This is a genomic window from Streptomyces sp. NPDC096311 (assembly GCF_044763085.1).
Lineage (GTDB): Bacteria > Actinomycetota > Actinomycetes > Streptomycetales > Streptomycetaceae > Streptomyces.
This window is the reverse complement of the sequence record NZ_JBIWFN010000038.1, coordinates 22,275-38,202: the sequence shown is the minus strand read 5'-3', so window position 1 is coordinate 38,202 and position 15,928 is coordinate 22,275. Positions and strand designations below refer to the sequence as shown.

Genomic DNA, 15,928 nt, shown 5'->3' with positions numbered 1-15,928 from the left:
AGGCCGGGAGGCCGGGAGGCCGGGAGGCCGGGAGGCCGGGAGGCCGGGAGGCCGGGAGGCCGGGAGGCCGGGAGGCCGGGAGGCCGGGAGGCCGGGAGGCCGGGGAGCCAACCATGAGAATGAGAAGCGGAGTCAAGCAGTGTCGGATTTTGCGGAGTTCACGTTCCGAGCGCAGCGGGGTTTCGACGAGGCCGTGGCTCGGGAGATAGTCACCGGTTCGATTCCCGTCAGGACGATCGTCATGCACTGCTTCGACCCCCGGGCGGCCGGGGCCGCACAGGCGGTGGCCGATCACTTCGGCGACGAGGTCTACCCGGGTGAACTTCTCCTCAGTGAGACCGGCAGGAAGATCGGTTCCACGGCGACGGTGTTTCCCCTGATCGTCGGGGGCGGTCGCGCGGCGGACGCCCTTCGCTCGATCACGGTCTCCCAACACCTCTTCGGAGTCGAGCGCGTTGTCGTCGTCCACCACTCCTTCTGCGGCGCCACCTCCTTCACGGCGGAGGGAATCACCTCCGCGTGGAAAGAAGAGCAGCGCTCCGACATCTCGTCGTTGTACGACTGGGACGGCATCGCCATCGCCGACTTCGAGAAGTCGCTCAACTACGACGTGAGCCTGATCCGCGACAGCCCGGGCACCCCGAAGCACGTGGAGATCTACGGCCTTTTCTACGACATCGATTCCGGCGAGCTGACCGAACTCGTTCGCGACGTTCCCGCCGAGGCTGCGTAGCAATCGGACGCTCGGGGCATGGCAGCCGGTACGTCGAGCGATATCACGGAGACGGCCAAGGCGAAGTGCCCGGTGGCGGCCGGGCACTTCGCCGCCGCTGCGCCCGGGGCGGACTGCCGCCGCACTTCGTGGAGCGCGAGCAGTCCGCAGAGCACGGCCGAATCGGCTGCCTCATCAAGGATCTGATCCACGCTGAACCCACCTGTGCTCGCCAGCTCCTGGGCCCGTCTGACGGCCTGTGCCGGGGAGTCCACCAGTCGGCGAGGAAGTCGGCACCGACGTCCGGCTGGGCCGGGACCGCTTCCTTCTCGGTCGAGGCGCATCGCGGGGCGTCCCGAGCACGTGCCGCCTCCACCCGGGTACCGGCGGACCGGCAGAGGCCGGCAAGCGGCCCGAGGTTCACAGCAACGTCGGGCCGTGTGGGCGGGGCCTCGGCGACCGGCCGGTACACCTCACCCGCGGCTCGTGCGCAGTCGCCGATCAGTTCGGTGAGGGTGGCGAGCAGCCAGGCGTGCCGATGGCGGCGGGCGAGCGGCTCCACGCGGCTCGGTGCGGCCATCAGCGGAGCCTCAGCGCCTTCATGACCCGCAGGCTGAGGCTGATGAAAGCCGCGTACTGCTGATCGTCCATGCCCATCGACGGAGCCAGCGGAAGGATCCGCTGCGTGGCGACGGTCTGCGGCTCCGTGTAGCCGAGGATGCCTTCGAGGCCGTGTCGGCGGCCGAGCCCGGAGTCCTTCATGCCGCCCATCGGGGACCGGACGCTGCCATGAGCCGATGTGTAGCCCTCGTTGATGTTCACGGTGCCGGTCTGCAGGCGGGTCGCGATGCGTTCGCCGCGCCGTGTGTCCTTCGTCCAGACACTGGAATTGAGGCCGTACGGCGTGGAGTTCACTCGCTCGATCGCCTCGTCCTCGTCGGTGAAGCGGTACACCGACACGACCGGTCCGAACGTCTCCTCAGCATGGACGGCCATCGTGGGCTCCACGCCGTCCAGGACGGTGGGCTCGTAGAAGAAGGGGCCGATGTCAGGACGCTGCTTGCCGCCGGTGAGGACGGTGGCCTCCTCGGCGACGGCCTGGTCGACATGTCGGGACACCGTCTCCAGCTGGCGTCGGCCCGCCAGCGAACCCATTCCGACCCCGTAGTTCAGCGATGTGCCGAGGCTGAGCGCTTTTGTGCGTTGGACGAATCGCTCCAAGAACGCGGGCGCGACCGACGAGTGGACGAAGATCCGCTCGGCCGACAGACACAACTGGCCGGCCGAGGAGAAGCAGGTGCGCACCGCGCCCTCGACCGCCTTGTCGACATCCGCGTCGGCCAGTACGAGCAGGGCGTTCTTGCCGCCCAGTTCGAGTGAGGCGCCGATCAGACGGGCCGCCGCGCGGGCCGCGACTTCGCGGCCGGTGCGGACAGAGCCGGTGAACGCGACGTAGTCGGCCCGGTCCACGACGGCGGGCCCGACGACCCGGCCGTCGCCGATGACGATCTGCCAGACGTCGGCCGGCAGCCCGGCCTGGATGAGCTGCCTGTGCGCCCACAGCGGCGTCAGGGCGCTCTGTGTGTCCGGTTTCGTCACGACGGCGTTGCCGGCGACGAGAGCGGGCAGCGCGTCCGCCAGGGAGAGTTCAAGGGGGTAGTTCCAGGGGACGATCTGCCCGACCACGCCTCGCGGGTGGTGCCGCTCGGTGACTTTCGTGAGCACCGGAAACGCGCCGAGGTGTCGCCGCGGCCGGAGGTACGCGGGGGCCTTGCGCCCGTAGTGCCGGGCCACCACGGCGACTCCCTGCACCTCCTCATGTGCGTGCAGGCGAGCCTTTCCTGTCTCCACCTGGATCAGGTCCATCGCCTCGGCCTGCTTGTCCAGAAGGATGTCGTGAAATTTGAGCAGCACCGCCGCACGCCTGCGCACCGGGAGCGAGGCCCATGCGCGCTGGGCCTCCCGGGCCCTGCCGAACGCCACCTCCACATCGTGGGGCGTCGCCTCGGGCAGCTCCGCGATGATCTCGCCCGTCATGGGGGTGTAACTCACGGTACGGCCCCTGCCCTCCACCCCTCGCGTGAGTCGAAACACCAGGTCAGCGGTGACCACGTCGGTCGCCGTCCGGCCGCTGTGTGCGGCAACGGGGTTGTCGTCACCGGTAGCGAGGTAGTTGATTCCGCCGTGCGAGGACATGTGTCTCATCCGTTCTGCGGGACTCGCGGGATGCTGTGAGCAACGGCCGCCAGGGTTCTGGACCGCTCCGTCAGGAACGGTAGGAACTTGTGGAACAGAATGTCAAGAATGGCCATGCGACCTGTACGCTGGCCGTCATGGGGCGCCCACCAGGATTCGACAAGGACAAGGTCGTACAGGCCGTCGAGCGACAGTTCCGCCGTACTGGATACGCCGGTACCAGCGTCGACGACATCGCCAAGGTCGGCGGGCTGGGCCGCGGCAGTCTCTACGCCGCCTTCGGTGACAAGAGCAAGCTGTACCTGCGGACGCTGGAGGCATACTGCGACCGGACTGAGGCAGCCTGGGCCGCCGTGCTCGAAGGCCCCGACGACACCGCGCTGGAACGGCTGCACGCCTACCTCGTGACGTCGGCGCGCATGGTGTACGACGACCCCGACGGGCTCGGTTGCATGGTGACCGGCTTCGTCGTCGAGGGGGCCGATCATGACCCGCAGGCCGGTGCTCGCGTCAGGCAGGCCCTCGGGAGGATCGAGGGTTCGCTGACCGGGTGCGTGCAGGCCGCGCAGCGCCATGGCGACCTCGATCCCAAGGCGGACACCCGGGAGATCAGTCACCTGCTGATGGCGGTCAACCGGGGCATGGAAGTACTGGCCAGGGCAGGATTCGACGTGGCCGCGCTGGAGCGCGTCGCTGATCAGGCATTCGAAGGACTCCCGCTGACGGCACAGGCGCGGACCCGGTCCCAGCAGGTGCCCCGCCCGGCCGCCTCCGACGCCTCCTGAGCGCTCCCCGCCCGGAGGCCCGCGGTCCGCTCAGCGCTCTGCGGCGAATGACTCGACGTACGCCAGGGCCCCGTACAGCGCGTCACGCAGCGGTGTGAAGTCGCCGGCCGCCTGGTCCAGCAGTGCTCCCCCCTGGAACGCGGCGGTGAGCAAGTGGGCGAGTGCCGCCGGGTCGGCCTCCGGCCGCAACTCGCCGCGCTCGCGCATCTTGCTCAGCCCGCGCCTGAACAGTTCCTGCCACCGCTCGAAGCCGTCGGCCACCGCGCCCCGGTGGGCGGGCTCGGCCTTGACGACCTCGGCGGCCAGCGAGCCGAACGTGCACCCGCCGCGCACCATGTCCTGCGAGGCGATGTAGGAATCGGCCCACCGGCGCAGGGCGGCGAAGCTGTCCAGCTCGCCCAGCTCGGGCACCTGGTGGCGGGCGACGATGGTGTCGGCCTGCCAGGCAAGCACAGCGCGCACCAGGGACTCCTTGGTGGGGAAGTGACGCGTCAGCTGTGAGCCACTGACTCCGGCCGCCTCGCGGATCTGCTCGTTGCTGGTGTTCTGCGCGCCGCGCTCGTAGATCAGCTCGGCGGCCGCCCGGACGATGCGTTCGCGTGTGGCCAAGCCCTTGGCGGTCAGTTTCTGGCCCAGCGCTTCGCTGGTGGTGGTCATGGTCACCACCGTACCGCAAAAAAAGGGCTTGACAACCCATTCTATGGAGTGTTGCCTGGGGGCAGGTCAAAAAAGGGTTGCCAAGCCCATTTCTTCGGGAGGCGGACAGGATGTCCACACCGACTTCACCGCAGGCAGTCGTGACGCCACCGCGCACCGGCCGGGCTCCGGTCGTAGCCGAGGCGGGTCACCCGCGCCGCTGGAGCATCATGACGGTGCTGGGTGCCGTCGCCTTCATGGCGCAGCTCGACTTCTTCGTCGTCAACGTCGCCCTCGACGGAATCGGGCAGTCCTTCCCCGGCACGAGCGTCGCGAGCGTGTCGTGGGTGCTGTCGGCCTACGCGATCGTCTTCGCCGCCGTGCTCGTTCCCGCGGGCCGGATCGCGGACCAGTGGGGCCGCAAGAAGATGCTGCTGTCCGGAGTCGCGCTTTTCACCCTCACCTCCGCCGTCGCGGCCGCCGGACCCAGTCTCGGCGTGCTGGTCGCGGCCCGGGCTGTCCAGGCCGTCGGCGCGGCGATGATCGTGCCGACCTCGCTCGGCCTGATCTACCCGAGCTTCCCCAAGCGCCAGCACACCCTGGTCGTCGGCCTGTGGGCGGGCGTGGGCGCGATCGCGGCCTCGGCCGGCCCGCCCGTCGGCGGTCTGCTCGTCACCCTCGACTGGCGCTGGATCTTCCTGATCAATGTCCCCGTCGGCATCGCCACCCTCCTCGCCGGCGCGCTGCTCCTGCCCGAGGTTCGCCAGCCCAAGGGCGCCGCCGTGCCGGACCCGGCTTCCACCCTCGCACTGCTGCTGGCCGTGAGCCTGCTGGTGCTGGCCACCGTCCAGGGGACAGGGTGGGGCTGGACAAACATCCGCACCGTCGCGCTGTTCGCCGGCGCCGTCCTGGCCGGTGCCGCGACCGTCGAGCGGACCCTGCGCGCCAAGGCACCGGTGATCGAGAAGCAGTTGTTCGGCCGGGCGTTCACCGCCGCCACGGTGGCCCTGTTCCTGTTCTCCGTCGGCTTCGCCATCGTCCTGCTCGGCACCGCTCTGTTCATGCAGGAGGTCTGGCACTTCAGCCCGCTGCGCGCAGGCGTCTCCATCGCCCCGGCCCCCCTGGCCTCGATCCCCTTCGCGATGAACGCCGGCCTCCTCCAGAGCCGCTTCGGACGCACCGCCCCCGCCGTGACCGGCACGCTGGCCATGGCACTGGCCGCCGGCTACTGGCTCGCGACCGTGCACACCACCCCCGACTACTGGGGTGCCATGTTCCCGGGCCTGATCCTGGTCGGCCTGGCCGGTGGGCTCGCCTGGGCACCGCTGTTCGCCGCCGCCGGGACCCTCGCACCCGAACGCGCCACCACCGGCAGCGCCGTACTCAACATGAGCCGGCAGATCGGCAGCGCCGTGGGCGTGGCCCTCCTCGTGGCCCTCACCCCTCAGGCCACGACCACCGGGTTCGACCGTGCCTGGTCCGTCCAGGCGGGTGCCGGAATCGCCGCGGCGGCCGCACTGCTCGCCCTCCGGCCCCGCCGCACCCCCTGACCCCAGGGCCGCGGCCACGGCCGCCCGCTCTGGAGGGGTGTCGCACCGCCTCCCACCCATGGCGTGCGGCCCTCGCTCGAAGGACTGACGCGGGACTTCCCGCCAGCTCCCTCTCAAGAAACGGAGATCACCATCATGGAACGCAACCTCCTCGTGATCGGGGCCACCGGCAAGACCGGCGGCCAGACCACCGAACTCCTGCTCCAGCGCGGGCACCGCGTCCGCGCACTCGTCCGCGGCCTCGACGGGCGCGCCGAGCGACTCGCCGTCCTCGGAGCGGACGTCGTGGAAGGCGACGTACTCGACCTGGACTCCCTGGCCCGGGCGACCGAGGGGATCGACGCCCTGTACTTCACCTATCCGATCCGCTCCGGGCTGATGGACGCCACCGTGAACGTGGCCCAGGCGGCGGAGGAGAACGGGGTCCAAGCGATCGTGAACATGTCCCAGGTCTCCGCTCGCCGCAACACCGCCAGCAACGCGGCCCGCCAGCACTGGGTCGCCGAACGTGTACTGGACCGCTCTCCGGTCCCCGTCACCCACATCCGCCCGACCTTCTTCGCCCAGTGGCTGATCGACACCTGGGCCGACGGCACCGGCGAACTGCGCCTGCCGTTCGCCGATGGACGCCACGCCCCCATCGCCGAAAGCGACCAGGCGAAGGTGATCGCGGCCGTCCTGGAAGACCCCGCCCCGCACGCCGGCCAGATCTACCCGCTGTACGGAGCCCAGGAGCTCAACCACTACGAGATCGCCGAGAAGATGTCGCGGGCACTGGCCCGTGAAGTCACCTACGTTCCCATCGAACTCGACGAATTCGCCGCCATCCTGCGCGGACGCGGCGCGCCGGACCACCTGATCCAGCATCTGCTCGCCGTGGCCGTCGACTACCGCAACGGCGTCTTCGCCGGCACCAACGACCTGGTGAAGACGATCGGCGGCAGCGATCCCCTCGACGTCGAGGGCTTCATCGCCCAGAACCGCGCGGCCTTCGACCTGCAGACTGGCTGAAAATTCGACCCGCCCACCGCCGCCTGAACACTGGAGAACACCATGAGCGTCTGGTTCATCACCGGATCGTCCCGGGGCTTCGGCCTCGAAATCACCCGTGCCGCCCTCGCCGCCGGCCACCAGGTGGTCGCCACCGCGCGGAAGGCCGCAACCATCCGCGAGCAGTTCCCCGACGCCGGCGACACGCTGCTCACCGCGTCGCTGGACGTGACCGACCCCCAGAGCATCCAGGCAGCCGTCGACGCCGCGGTCGAGAAGTTCGGCCGGATCGACATCCTGGTCAACAACGCCGGTACCGGACTGCTCGCCGCCGTAGAGGAGTCCGACGACGCCGCGGTACGCGCGGTGTTCGAGACCAACGTGTTCGGCCCGCTCGCCGTCCAACGAGCCGTGCTTCCGGTACTGCGCCGCCAGCGCTCCGGTCACGTGATCAACATCAGCTCCATCGTGGGCTTCGCCACCGCGCCGGGCTGGGGCATCTACGCCTCCACCAAGTTCGCCGTCGAAGGCTTCACCGAGACCCTCCACACCGAACTGGCTCCCCTCGGCATCCACGTCACCCTCGTGGAACCCGGCTTCTTCCGCACCGACTTCCTCGACCCCGCCAGCCTGCACACCGGCCCCGACGCGATCGACGACTACGCGCCCACCGCCGGCGCGATGCGCGCGGCCGCCGTGAGCCTGAACCACGCCCAGCCCGGCGACCCCGTCAAGGCCGCACGCGCCATTGTCGAGATGACCGCCACCCCGGAGCCGCCCCTGCGCCTCCCGCTCGGAGCCGACACCCTGCAAGCCTTCGACGCCAAGCTGGACGTCTTCCGCAAGGAGATGGACGCCTGGCGGCACGTCGCCCTCTCCACCGATCACGACCAGGCATGAGCCGACGGCTGCGCTGCTACCTGGACCTGCGCCAGGAGTACGGCACGTAAAGGCGCTGGCCGTTCGTGCCCCTCGCGTGGGACCTGGGCCTGTCGTTTGGATCATCCCGGCGGCGCGGGTGCTGCACCGCGGAAGTTCCGCCGATGAGTTTCCGGCGGTTGTGCGGTCTACCCGTCGACGAAGGGAGCGCACCATGCGCAAGATCATCGTTTGCACATTCCTGACACTGGACGGCGTCATGCAGGCGCCGGGCGGTCCGGACGAGGACGCTGAGAGCGGCTTCGAGCACGGCGGCTGGCAGAAACCGGTGGCCGACGACGAGGTCGGCACGGCCATCGCCGGTTGGTACGAGCACTCCGACGCGATACTGCTCGGCCGCAAGACGTATGAGATCTTCGCGTCGTACTGGCCGACCGCCGATCCCGACAACCCGTTCACCAATCGGATGAACAGCATGCACAAGTACGTGGCGTCTCGGACCCTGACGTCGGTCGAGTGGCGGAACTCCACGCTGCTGGAGGGCGACATCGTCGATGCCGTACGCAAGCTAAAGGCGTCCGACGGCGGCAACATCAACGTCGTCGGCAGCGGCGACCTCGCCCAGACCCTCATGCAGCACGGCCTCGTCGACGAGTTCCGGCTGACCATCCATCCGGTGATCATCGGCACCGGCAAGCGGCTGTTCGCCGACGGAGCGATCCCCACTGCGCTGGAGCCGGTCAGCGTCTCGACGACGAAGGGCGGCACCATCGTCGGCGTCTACCGGCCGAACGGTAAGCCCAGCTACGACAGTTACTAGTAGGACTCCGTTAGGTCTGTCTGGATCTTGGCCTTGAGTGTGACCCGCTGGGCAGGGGTTGGTGGCAGGTGATGCAGACGCCGGTCCAGCACCTCAGGACGTCCTGGAGGGCGTCGAGGATCTGGTAGAGGGTGAGGCCGGTCCGGGCGCTTTTGGGGCCAGGCGTTGTTCGGTCAGGAAGGCGTGGGCGGCGGTCACGAGGGTGACGTGATGGTGCCAGCCGGGCCAGGACCGGCCTTCGAAGTGGTCGAGGCCGAGGCCGTGCTTGAGCTCGCGGTAGTCGTGCTCGATGCGCCAGCGGACTTTGGCCAGACGGACCAGGTGCGTGAGGGGGGTGTCGTCGGGCAGGTTGGACAGCCAGTAGTCAGTCGGTGCGTCGGCTTCCGCGGGCCATTCGATCAGCAGCCAGCAGTCGGGCAGGATCCCGTCCCACCAGCCCTGTTCTGCCGAGGCCGCGGCCTTGATCGGACGTTCGACCGCTTTGCCTGCCGGGCGCACACGCACGGCGGCGAAGCGGGAGCGTAACTCTCCTCTCGATCCGTGCCGCCAGGTGAGCGGGGTGAATGTCTCCTGTCCGAGGGCGGCGGCCAGGGTTGCCACCGACGGTGCGGTCTGTCGGTAGCGGGGCTGGGGCCAGCAGCCGACGGGCCCGTTGCGGGCCGGAGCGACGGGCTTGGTCTCGAAGGAGTGGGCGCTCACGTCCGAGCGGATGGCCAGGACGTAGGCAAGTCCGCGCTCGGACAGCGCGGACCGCAGGTGAGCGTTGGTGCCGTAGGCGGCGTCGGCCACCACGACCGGCGGCTTCATGCCCCATTCGGCGAGCGTGTCGAGCATGTCCAGGGCCAGGCGCCACTTCTCGCGGTGCGTGACGTCCGCCGGGATGCGGGCGAGGGCCCTGCGAGCGGTGTCCGACGCCCACTCCTCGGGCAGGAACAGGCGCCATTGCAGCGGGCAGGACGCGGTATCGGTCGCGGCGTGGACGCTGACAGCGACCTGGCAGTTCGCCCTCTTGCCCAGAGCTCCGCAGTACTGCGGAGCCACCCCAGCCGACATCCGGCCGTCCTTGGGCACCGACACATCGTCGATCACCCACGCTGCCGGCCGGATGAGCGGCAGCATCCGCTCGACGATCCGCCGCTGCACCGGCCGCGGGTCCCACGTCGACTGGTTCACGAACTGCTGCAGGTTCTGCTCGTTGCCGTCCGGTAATCGCGAGGCCATGGCCTGGATCGACTTGCGGCGACCGTCCAGCATCAGTCCCCGCAGATAACAGTCACCCTTGGCCCGCTGGTCCTTGCGCGACACCGACGCGAACACATCCGCCACATACAACGCCAACATCGCCCGAACACGGTTCACTTCATGTGCGTCCACACCTTCAACATGCCCGTGATCAGCACCAATTGGAAGACCTAACGGAGTCCTACTAGGGCCTTGTCCGGCGGATCATGCCGGGCGGCCCACCGGCGCTGAATCGCCGTAGCGACCCGCCGGACAAGGAGCTGGATGGAGCAGGTTGGGTCCGTCGATAAATGCCTCGACATCGGTCGCGGTGATCGGGGACGCTTCGCGCGATGACCAGAATCGACGACACGCCGCCCGCGTGGGACGAGCGCACCCAGCTCACCACGTTTCTCGACTACGCACGTGACACCGCCCGCGCCAAGTGCGATGGCGTCTCTGCGGAGAACGCACGCAAGGCGCTCCTGCCGGGCTCACCGCTGATGACCATGAGCGGAGTGATCAACCACCTCCGCTGGGTCGAGTACTACTGGTTCCAAGTGGTCTTCCTCGGCGAGGAAGACCGGGGCCCCTGGACCGAGGAGGACCCCGACCGCGAGATGCGTATCGCCGTCGACTTCCCGCTCACGCAGTTGCTCGACGAATACGCCGAACAGAGCACCCACTACCGCGAACTGGTCGCCGGGAACGGCCTGGACAAGCAGGCCCAGCGAGCCGTCCGCAACGGCCTCCACGTCGACCTGCGCTGGATCCTCCTCCACCTCACCGAGGAGACGGCCCGCCACAACGGCCACCTGGACATCCTGCGCGAGATGCTCGACGGCACGACCGGCGACTAGATCCGGCGGAGATCACGGGCTGAGCCAGAGTCGGATCGAGGCGACGGTGACGGTGCCGTGGAAGATGTAGCCGCGCTTGTCGAACCTCGTGGCCACGGCCCGGGAGTTCTTCAACGCGCTGATCGTCCGCTCGACTTCGTTCCTTCGCTTGTAGACCGTCTTGGGGAAGCCTGCGGGTCGGCCGCCCTTGCTGCCCCTTCGTTGGCGGTTGGCCCGCTGGTTCTTCGGTTCGGGGATGGTGTGCTTGATCTGGCGTCGTCGCAGGTAGCGGCGGTTGCGGCGGGAGGAGTACGCCTTGTCGCCGCCGAGACGGTCGGGCCGCGTGCGCGGGTGTCCGCCACCGAGGCGGTCAACACGGATGCGTTCCATGACCGGAATGAGCTGCGGAGCGTCGCCCCACTGGCCTGGAGTGATCAGCAGGGCCAGGGGCCGGCGTCCAGCCTCACCGGCGAGGTGGATCTTGCAGGTCAGGCCGCCCCGGGAGCGCCCGAGTCCCTCGTCGGGGCGATGCCGGGGCGTGCGCCTTTTCCCAGCACCCGTGGCGGCTTCCTACGAGCCCCGGCGGCGTGCTGATGGGCCCGGCAGGAGGTCGAATCGACGCTCACCATCGACCAGTCGATCCGGCAGGGTCGTCACCGGTGCTGGTCGGCGGCAGAGACAGCTCGCCGACCCGGAACACAGTCTCTCCGGGAACCCGCAGCGCCTCCCGGCTGGTGGCCAGGATCCGCAACCGGGGGCAGTGACTCAGCAGGGTCGCGGCCAGCTGAGCGCACGGCTCTGCCAGATGTTCGCAGTTGTCCAGGATGACAAGCCGGGAGGTGTTGCCGATCGCACGGACCAGGGCCTCGGTGCCGGATCGCCCCGCTCGCTCGCCCACGCCCAGCGCGGTGGCCACGGACTGCACGAGCGGAGCGTCGTCGTGCAGCGAGTCGAGTTCGATCAGGTCAACCCGCGCGTAGCGCCCAGGCAGCCCTTTGGCGAACTCCAGCGCCAGCCGCGTCTTGCCGACGCCTCCGGCTCCGGTCAGCGTGAGCAAGCGCGATGTCCTCAGCAGGGTGCGCAGGACGGAGAGTTCCTGGCGTCGCCCCACGAAGGAGTCGAGCGCTCGCGGCAGCCCGCGACCCGAATCCGGAGGGGAGGCATCCGGTGAAGTTGGCCGTTTCCCTCCGGAGCCTTTGTGTATCGAGCGTCTCCTGAACGCCCGTTGTCGGCACGCATTGGAGCAATACCGAGCTGGCCGACCGCCGTGTGGTCTGGCGGTCAGCGCCGCTCCGCATAACTCGCATGTCCTGTGCCAGGTCATCCCCGATTCCTGGCCGCGGGCTTCCTGGGCAAAACCTTCCAGTCTCATCGGCTCGGCCGCCCGAGAGGGTGCGTCAGGGTGTTGCGGCGGGATTGACACCGAGTACGACGGTGCCGACTACTCCCTTGCCGAGGTCGCTGCCGGCCAGGGTGATGCTGAGCAGGGTCGAGGATCCGCCATTGCGGTATATGCCGTCCCTTGCGTTGAGGGTGCGGGTGGCCATGTTGTTCCGGTAGGGGGTCAACGCGGCGATCTTGGTGTTGTACGTCGCGGGGAAATAGAGCTGGCCCGTGTGGGAGACGTGGCCTCCGTGGTAGGTCCCGTTGGACACGGTCCCGCCGGCATGGGTTTTGAGGTGGATGTGGATTGCGCGGCCGACGTACCAGCCGGGATAGACGGTAGTGAACTCCGCGACGCCGGCGGAGTCGGTCAACTGCACGCCTCGCAGGAATGTCGTGTCCGGTGTTGAGCCGCCCGCAACGTAGCCGGAGTAGACACCGAGCGCGTCGCACTGCCAGATATCGACCGCCGTGTTGGGCAAGGGAAGCAGGTCGCGATGTCAACGACCGTCACACGGAGAGTGAGTGGGACGCCCGCCTTGCCCTCGGTGATGTTCTTGCGGACCGTCTCGAGGTCCAGATAGTAGGGGCCTTCGGTCTGCTCTGGCGTCAGGACACAGGCAGCGGCCAGTCCGGCGCCAGCCTGGGGTGTGTCGCCTGGGTCTGCGGCCGCGGCTCGCGAAGCCGTGATTCCGAGAGCGGCCACGCCGAGGGCTGCTCCACCCAGGGTGGCGAGGATGGATCTGCGGGTGGCGTCGGTCCGCTCCGCAGGTTCGTGGTGGGGGGTTTCAGTCATGCCGCCACGATGGCCGTTGAGCGGCATACTGGATCGGTCGGACAACCGATGAATCGGGCGCGTTACGAAACCCACCGCATCCCGGATCCGGCCGCAGCCAGGCCCTGCTGCTCCCGGCACGGACGACTTCGTCGGCGCGGCGCTTCGGCCTGGCGAGGTTCATGGGCACAGCATTTGACTGGGCCCGCTTCCCACCCGGTGTCCACTCCCGGGAATCAACCTCACTTGCCGACTGCGACCCGCGACGAGTGCTCTTCGCCCACGACTGCTCGATCTGGGAACCCTCACACAGCAACTTCTCGAACCGACCCGGCGACGCCGAACCGCGTCGTCCAGAACAGAGTGGGCTGATCCGGTGGTGATCATCACGGCCCGAGGACGAACCAGATCACTGCGGGAGTGGTGTCACTTCTCAGCGACATTCCACGGACCTGCGATCGACAAGTGGTGTCCAGACTCGTCGATAAGCGGTGTCCGTTCACAGGCTCTGGTCCACTTGGTGTGGTGCGGTGACGCTCCGTCATGCCGGCAGAATCAAGTCTTCGAAGGGATTCGGGCGCCTACATCAGTCCGTGGCAGTGATCCACAGTTGGATCGCCAAAGCGATGCCGATCACCGCGACTATCAGGCGCAGCCTAGAAGCCGGCAGACGGCGGGCGATGCGTGGTCCTAGCGTTGAGCCGACGAACATGCCCAGGCCCAGGGGCGCCGCGGCCATCCAGTCGACGGGGCCGAAAGCGGCGAACGATGCGGCCGAAATCAGGGCAGGGGCACCGATGAGCATGTTCTTCAAGGCGTTGGCGGCGACGAGGCGGAGTTCCACGGTGACCATGAGGAGCGCGAGGATCATGACACCAGAGCCAGCACCGAAGTAGCCACCATATACCGACAGCGCGATCAGCCCGAGGGGAAGGATCACCTTGCGCTCCCCAGATGGACGGTCGTGCCGGTATCGCTGGTGCAAAGCGGTAAGCCGGGGCTGCGCCAGTAAAGTCAGCGAGCCGATGAGCACCAGGAACGGCACGACGTGAGCGAACACCCCGGTCGGAGTGGAGAGCAACAGCACCGCGCCCGCCGCACCGCCGAGAGCGGACAGCGGGACCCAGCGACGCAGCCATGGCCCGTGGCCCGCCAATTCGGGTTGAGAGACAAGAGCCGCGCCCGGCCAACATGCCACTCCGGCAACGAGGTTGGTGACGTTTGCCGAAAGGGCAGGAAGCCCCGCCATGAGCAGAGCAGGGTAGGAGATCAACGAGGTGATGCCGCCTGCGGTGCCGACCAGCCCGGCGAGTACGCCGGCAGCGGTCAGAAACGCGCCGTCGCCGATCCCGATCACGTCGCTGACCGCGCATCTAAGCAGGTGTCGTGCAGCACGGTCCCACTCCCTACCTTTGTGCCGGTTACCCGAACGACATCTTCGGCTTTCCCTCAGGGGGAAGGTCAACAGCCCAAGAGATCGCGACACCCTGGGCGCTGACCTGGTCGCCATCGGTCACGCCAACAGCACTCGCTTGCGTAGGAGTGCGAATCCTGCGCGGCCGAACATCTGGCGCTTGAGCATCTTGATCCGGTTGACATGACCTTCCACGACGCCGGAGTTCCACGGCAGTGTGAGGCCGGCAATGACGGCGTCGAGATCGCGTTCGAGGTGTTGGGCGAAGTTCCGGAGGCTGGGCAGGTCGGCAGTAGAGGTGACGGCTTCGATCCAGGCGGGCAGTTGGTCACCTTGCAGATGAGCGACCATGTGGCCGAAGGAACGCACGTGCTCCGAGAGAGCCGTCAGTTCGGGGCAGTCGGCCAGGACGGCTTTGAGCTGGAGTCTGTCGCTTTCGGGCAGGGCCTCGGGGTGGGTGAGGAGCCAGCGCGTGACCGCGCGGGCTGACGGTGGGCGGGGGCCGACCGGTTGGGGCTTGCCGCGAAGGTTTCTGCTGACGTAGGCGCGGACGCCGGCGTAGCCGCGGGGATAGCCCTGTTCCTTGATCTCCTCCCATAGTCTCCAGGCGTTGGTGCAGCCTTCTTGCCAGCGCTGGTCGAGGTAGGGCTTGTAGGCGTCGAGCTTGGTCGCTCGACTTTGCCACTGTCCGGTGAACATCTCCTCCGGGGTGGCGGCGCGGGAGAAGCGCAGGATCGTGTTGAGCGTCATGTCCAACTGTCGGGCGACGGACCGTTTACTGTGTCCGGCGGCCAGGAGCGCGTGGATGGTGGCGTGCTTGGCTCGGGTGCGCTCGGCGAAGCGGTGCCCTGTCGGCCAGGGCGATGACGCGGCCGACTCTGGCTCCTCCTGGAAACTCTCCGGCGGTTTCGGCGGGGCGGGGCGCAGGCAGCCGCGGTGCCGGTGGACGCACTTCTCGGCGGCTTCGCCCAGGTTGTGCCAGAGGTGCCATCGGTCGGCGACTTGGAGGGCCTGCGGGGCGCCGCGAGTGGCGCCGTCGGCGAAGAAGGGGGCTCGGTCGCGGCAGACGATCTCGATGCCGGGTCTCTCGGCGAGCCAGGCTGCGAGCGTGTCGGCCTCCCGGTCGGGCAGGAGGTCGATCGGACGTCGTGTCTCGACGTCGACGAGCACGGTTCCGTAGATACGGCCCTTGCGCTGGGCGTATTCGTCCACCCCAACCACGCGGGGCGTGGCGGCGGCCGGATCCGGGAGCGAGGCGATCAGCCTCAGCAGGGTGTTCCGGCTGACCGGCGCCCCAAAGATGTCCGTCATGCGAGCCCCGGCCCGTCCCGCGAGCGCGAGACCGACCGATATGAGCGTCGATCGAAGCCGTTCCGTCCGTCGGCCGAACCGGCGAGTGAGCCCTGGCACCTGCTCGGCGAAGGTCTTGCGCGGACAGGAGTCCTCAGCGCAGACGAACCGCCGCACCCTCAATGCCACCACGACGGACTTGCCCGCCGTCGGCAGGTCATGAGGAAACCGCACATAGGAGCCATGTACTCGCCCTGACAGACATCCGCAGCCCGGGCAAGTCGCATGCCGGGCAGTGCTCAGGGCCTCCACCCGGACGATCATCTCGGTCGTCTCGACCGATTCCACCAACACGTTCTCCAGCGAGGAGAACAGCAACTCTTCGAATCGCGACCGTACTTCGTTCACGGCGCAGCACTGTCGACCACACGGCACACC

Annotated in this window: 14 protein-coding genes and 1 pseudogene; 7 read left to right on the top strand and 8 right to left on the bottom strand. The window is 68.4% G+C overall.

Translation table 11 applies throughout. The features are described from left to right. Window positions 1-139 precede the first annotated feature (139 nt). A complete protein-coding gene (locus tag ACIRA5_RS50765) occupies window positions 140-733 on the top strand; it encodes a carbonic anhydrase (RefSeq protein ID WP_403704713.1) in 594 nt (197 codons plus the stop codon). 558 nt (window positions 734-1,291) lie between these two features. Here ACIRA5_RS50765 and ACIRA5_RS50760 read toward each other — a convergent pair. Then, window positions 1,292-2,908 carry a succinic semialdehyde dehydrogenase gene (locus ACIRA5_RS50760; protein WP_403704710.1) on the bottom strand — a complete coding sequence of 539 codons (1,617 nt, stop codon included), beginning with the start codon at window positions 2,906-2,908 and terminating at the stop codon, window positions 1,292-1,294. A gap of 137 nt (window positions 2,909-3,045) precedes the next feature. Here ACIRA5_RS50760 and ACIRA5_RS50755 point away from each other — a divergent pair, with 137 nt between their 5' ends. Then, entirely contained in the window at window positions 3,046-3,693 is a 648-nt protein-coding gene (locus ACIRA5_RS50755; RefSeq protein ID WP_403704707.1) for a TetR/AcrR family transcriptional regulator, read from the top strand. A 30-nt stretch (window positions 3,694-3,723) separates the two neighbouring features. Here the strand turns inward: ACIRA5_RS50755 and ACIRA5_RS50750 are convergent, their stop codons facing one another. Continuing rightward, entirely contained in the window at window positions 3,724-4,350 is a 627-nt protein-coding gene (locus ACIRA5_RS50750) for a TetR/AcrR family transcriptional regulator (protein WP_403704704.1), read from the bottom strand. A gap of 110 nt (window positions 4,351-4,460) precedes the next feature. On the opposite strand from ACIRA5_RS50750, the gene ACIRA5_RS50745 reads away from it, so the two are divergent. The 4 genes from ACIRA5_RS50745 (at window position 4,461) to ACIRA5_RS50730 (ending at window position 8,568) form a co-directional block, all read left to right on the top strand. After that, the gene (locus ACIRA5_RS50745) at window positions 4,461-5,879 is read left to right on the top strand and encodes an MFS transporter (RefSeq protein WP_403704701.1); all 1,419 of its coding nucleotides are present in this window, start codon (window positions 4,461-4,463) and stop codon (window positions 5,877-5,879) included. Between the two features lie 135 nt (window positions 5,880-6,014). Further along, the gene (locus ACIRA5_RS50740) at window positions 6,015-6,890 is read left to right on the top strand and encodes an NmrA family NAD(P)-binding protein (RefSeq protein WP_403704699.1); all 876 of its coding nucleotides are present in this window, start codon (window positions 6,015-6,017) and stop codon (window positions 6,888-6,890) included. A gap of 42 nt (window positions 6,891-6,932) precedes the next feature. Continuing rightward, entirely contained in the window at window positions 6,933-7,769 is an 837-nt protein-coding gene (locus ACIRA5_RS50735; RefSeq protein WP_403704696.1) for an oxidoreductase, read from the top strand. Window positions 7,770-7,962: 193 nt separating this feature from the next. Beyond that, the gene (locus tag ACIRA5_RS50730; RefSeq protein WP_403704693.1) at window positions 7,963-8,568 is read left to right on the top strand and encodes a dihydrofolate reductase family protein; all 606 of its coding nucleotides are present in this window, start codon (window positions 7,963-7,965) and stop codon (window positions 8,566-8,568) included. 93 nt (window positions 8,569-8,661) lie between these two features. On the opposite strand, the gene ACIRA5_RS50725 is transcribed toward ACIRA5_RS50730, so the two are convergent. Next, entirely contained in the window at window positions 8,662-9,942 is a 1,281-nt protein-coding gene (locus ACIRA5_RS50725) for an IS701 family transposase (protein WP_403704690.1), read from the bottom strand. A 200-nt stretch (window positions 9,943-10,142) separates the two neighbouring features. On the opposite strand from ACIRA5_RS50725, the gene ACIRA5_RS50720 reads away from it, so the two are divergent. Further along, the gene (locus ACIRA5_RS50720; protein ID WP_403704687.1) at window positions 10,143-10,649 is read left to right on the top strand and encodes a DinB family protein; all 507 of its coding nucleotides are present in this window, start codon (window positions 10,143-10,145) and stop codon (window positions 10,647-10,649) included. Between the two features lie 12 nt (window positions 10,650-10,661). On the opposite strand, the pseudogene ACIRA5_RS50715 reads toward ACIRA5_RS50720, so the two are convergent. The 5 genes and pseudogenes from ACIRA5_RS50715 to ACIRA5_RS50695 form a co-directional block, all read right to left on the bottom strand. After that, window positions 10,662-11,272, bottom strand: a pseudogene (locus tag ACIRA5_RS50715) (IS5 family transposase); the annotation flags it as partial. Then, window positions 11,251-11,952 carry an AAA family ATPase gene (locus ACIRA5_RS50710; RefSeq protein ID WP_403704684.1) on the bottom strand — a complete coding sequence of 234 codons (702 nt, stop codon included), beginning with the start codon at window positions 11,950-11,952 and terminating at the stop codon, window positions 11,251-11,253. The gene ACIRA5_RS50710 and the pseudogene ACIRA5_RS50715, both read right to left, overlap by 22 nt. A gap of 73 nt (window positions 11,953-12,025) precedes the next feature. Beyond that, window positions 12,026-12,493 (bottom strand): hypothetical protein, encoded by a 468-nt coding sequence (locus ACIRA5_RS50705; protein ID WP_403704682.1) that lies wholly within the window; start codon window positions 12,491-12,493, stop codon window positions 12,026-12,028. 879 nt (window positions 12,494-13,372) lie between these two features. Next, window positions 13,373-14,143: a sulfite exporter TauE/SafE family protein gene (locus tag ACIRA5_RS50700; protein WP_403704679.1), complete on the bottom strand. Its 771-nt coding sequence runs from the start codon at window positions 14,141-14,143 to the stop codon at window positions 13,373-13,375. Between the two features lie 156 nt (window positions 14,144-14,299). After that, window positions 14,300-15,814 (bottom strand): ISL3 family transposase, encoded by a 1,515-nt coding sequence (locus ACIRA5_RS50695; protein WP_403704767.1) that lies wholly within the window; start codon window positions 15,812-15,814, stop codon window positions 14,300-14,302. Window positions 15,815-15,928: the final 114 nt, after the last annotated feature.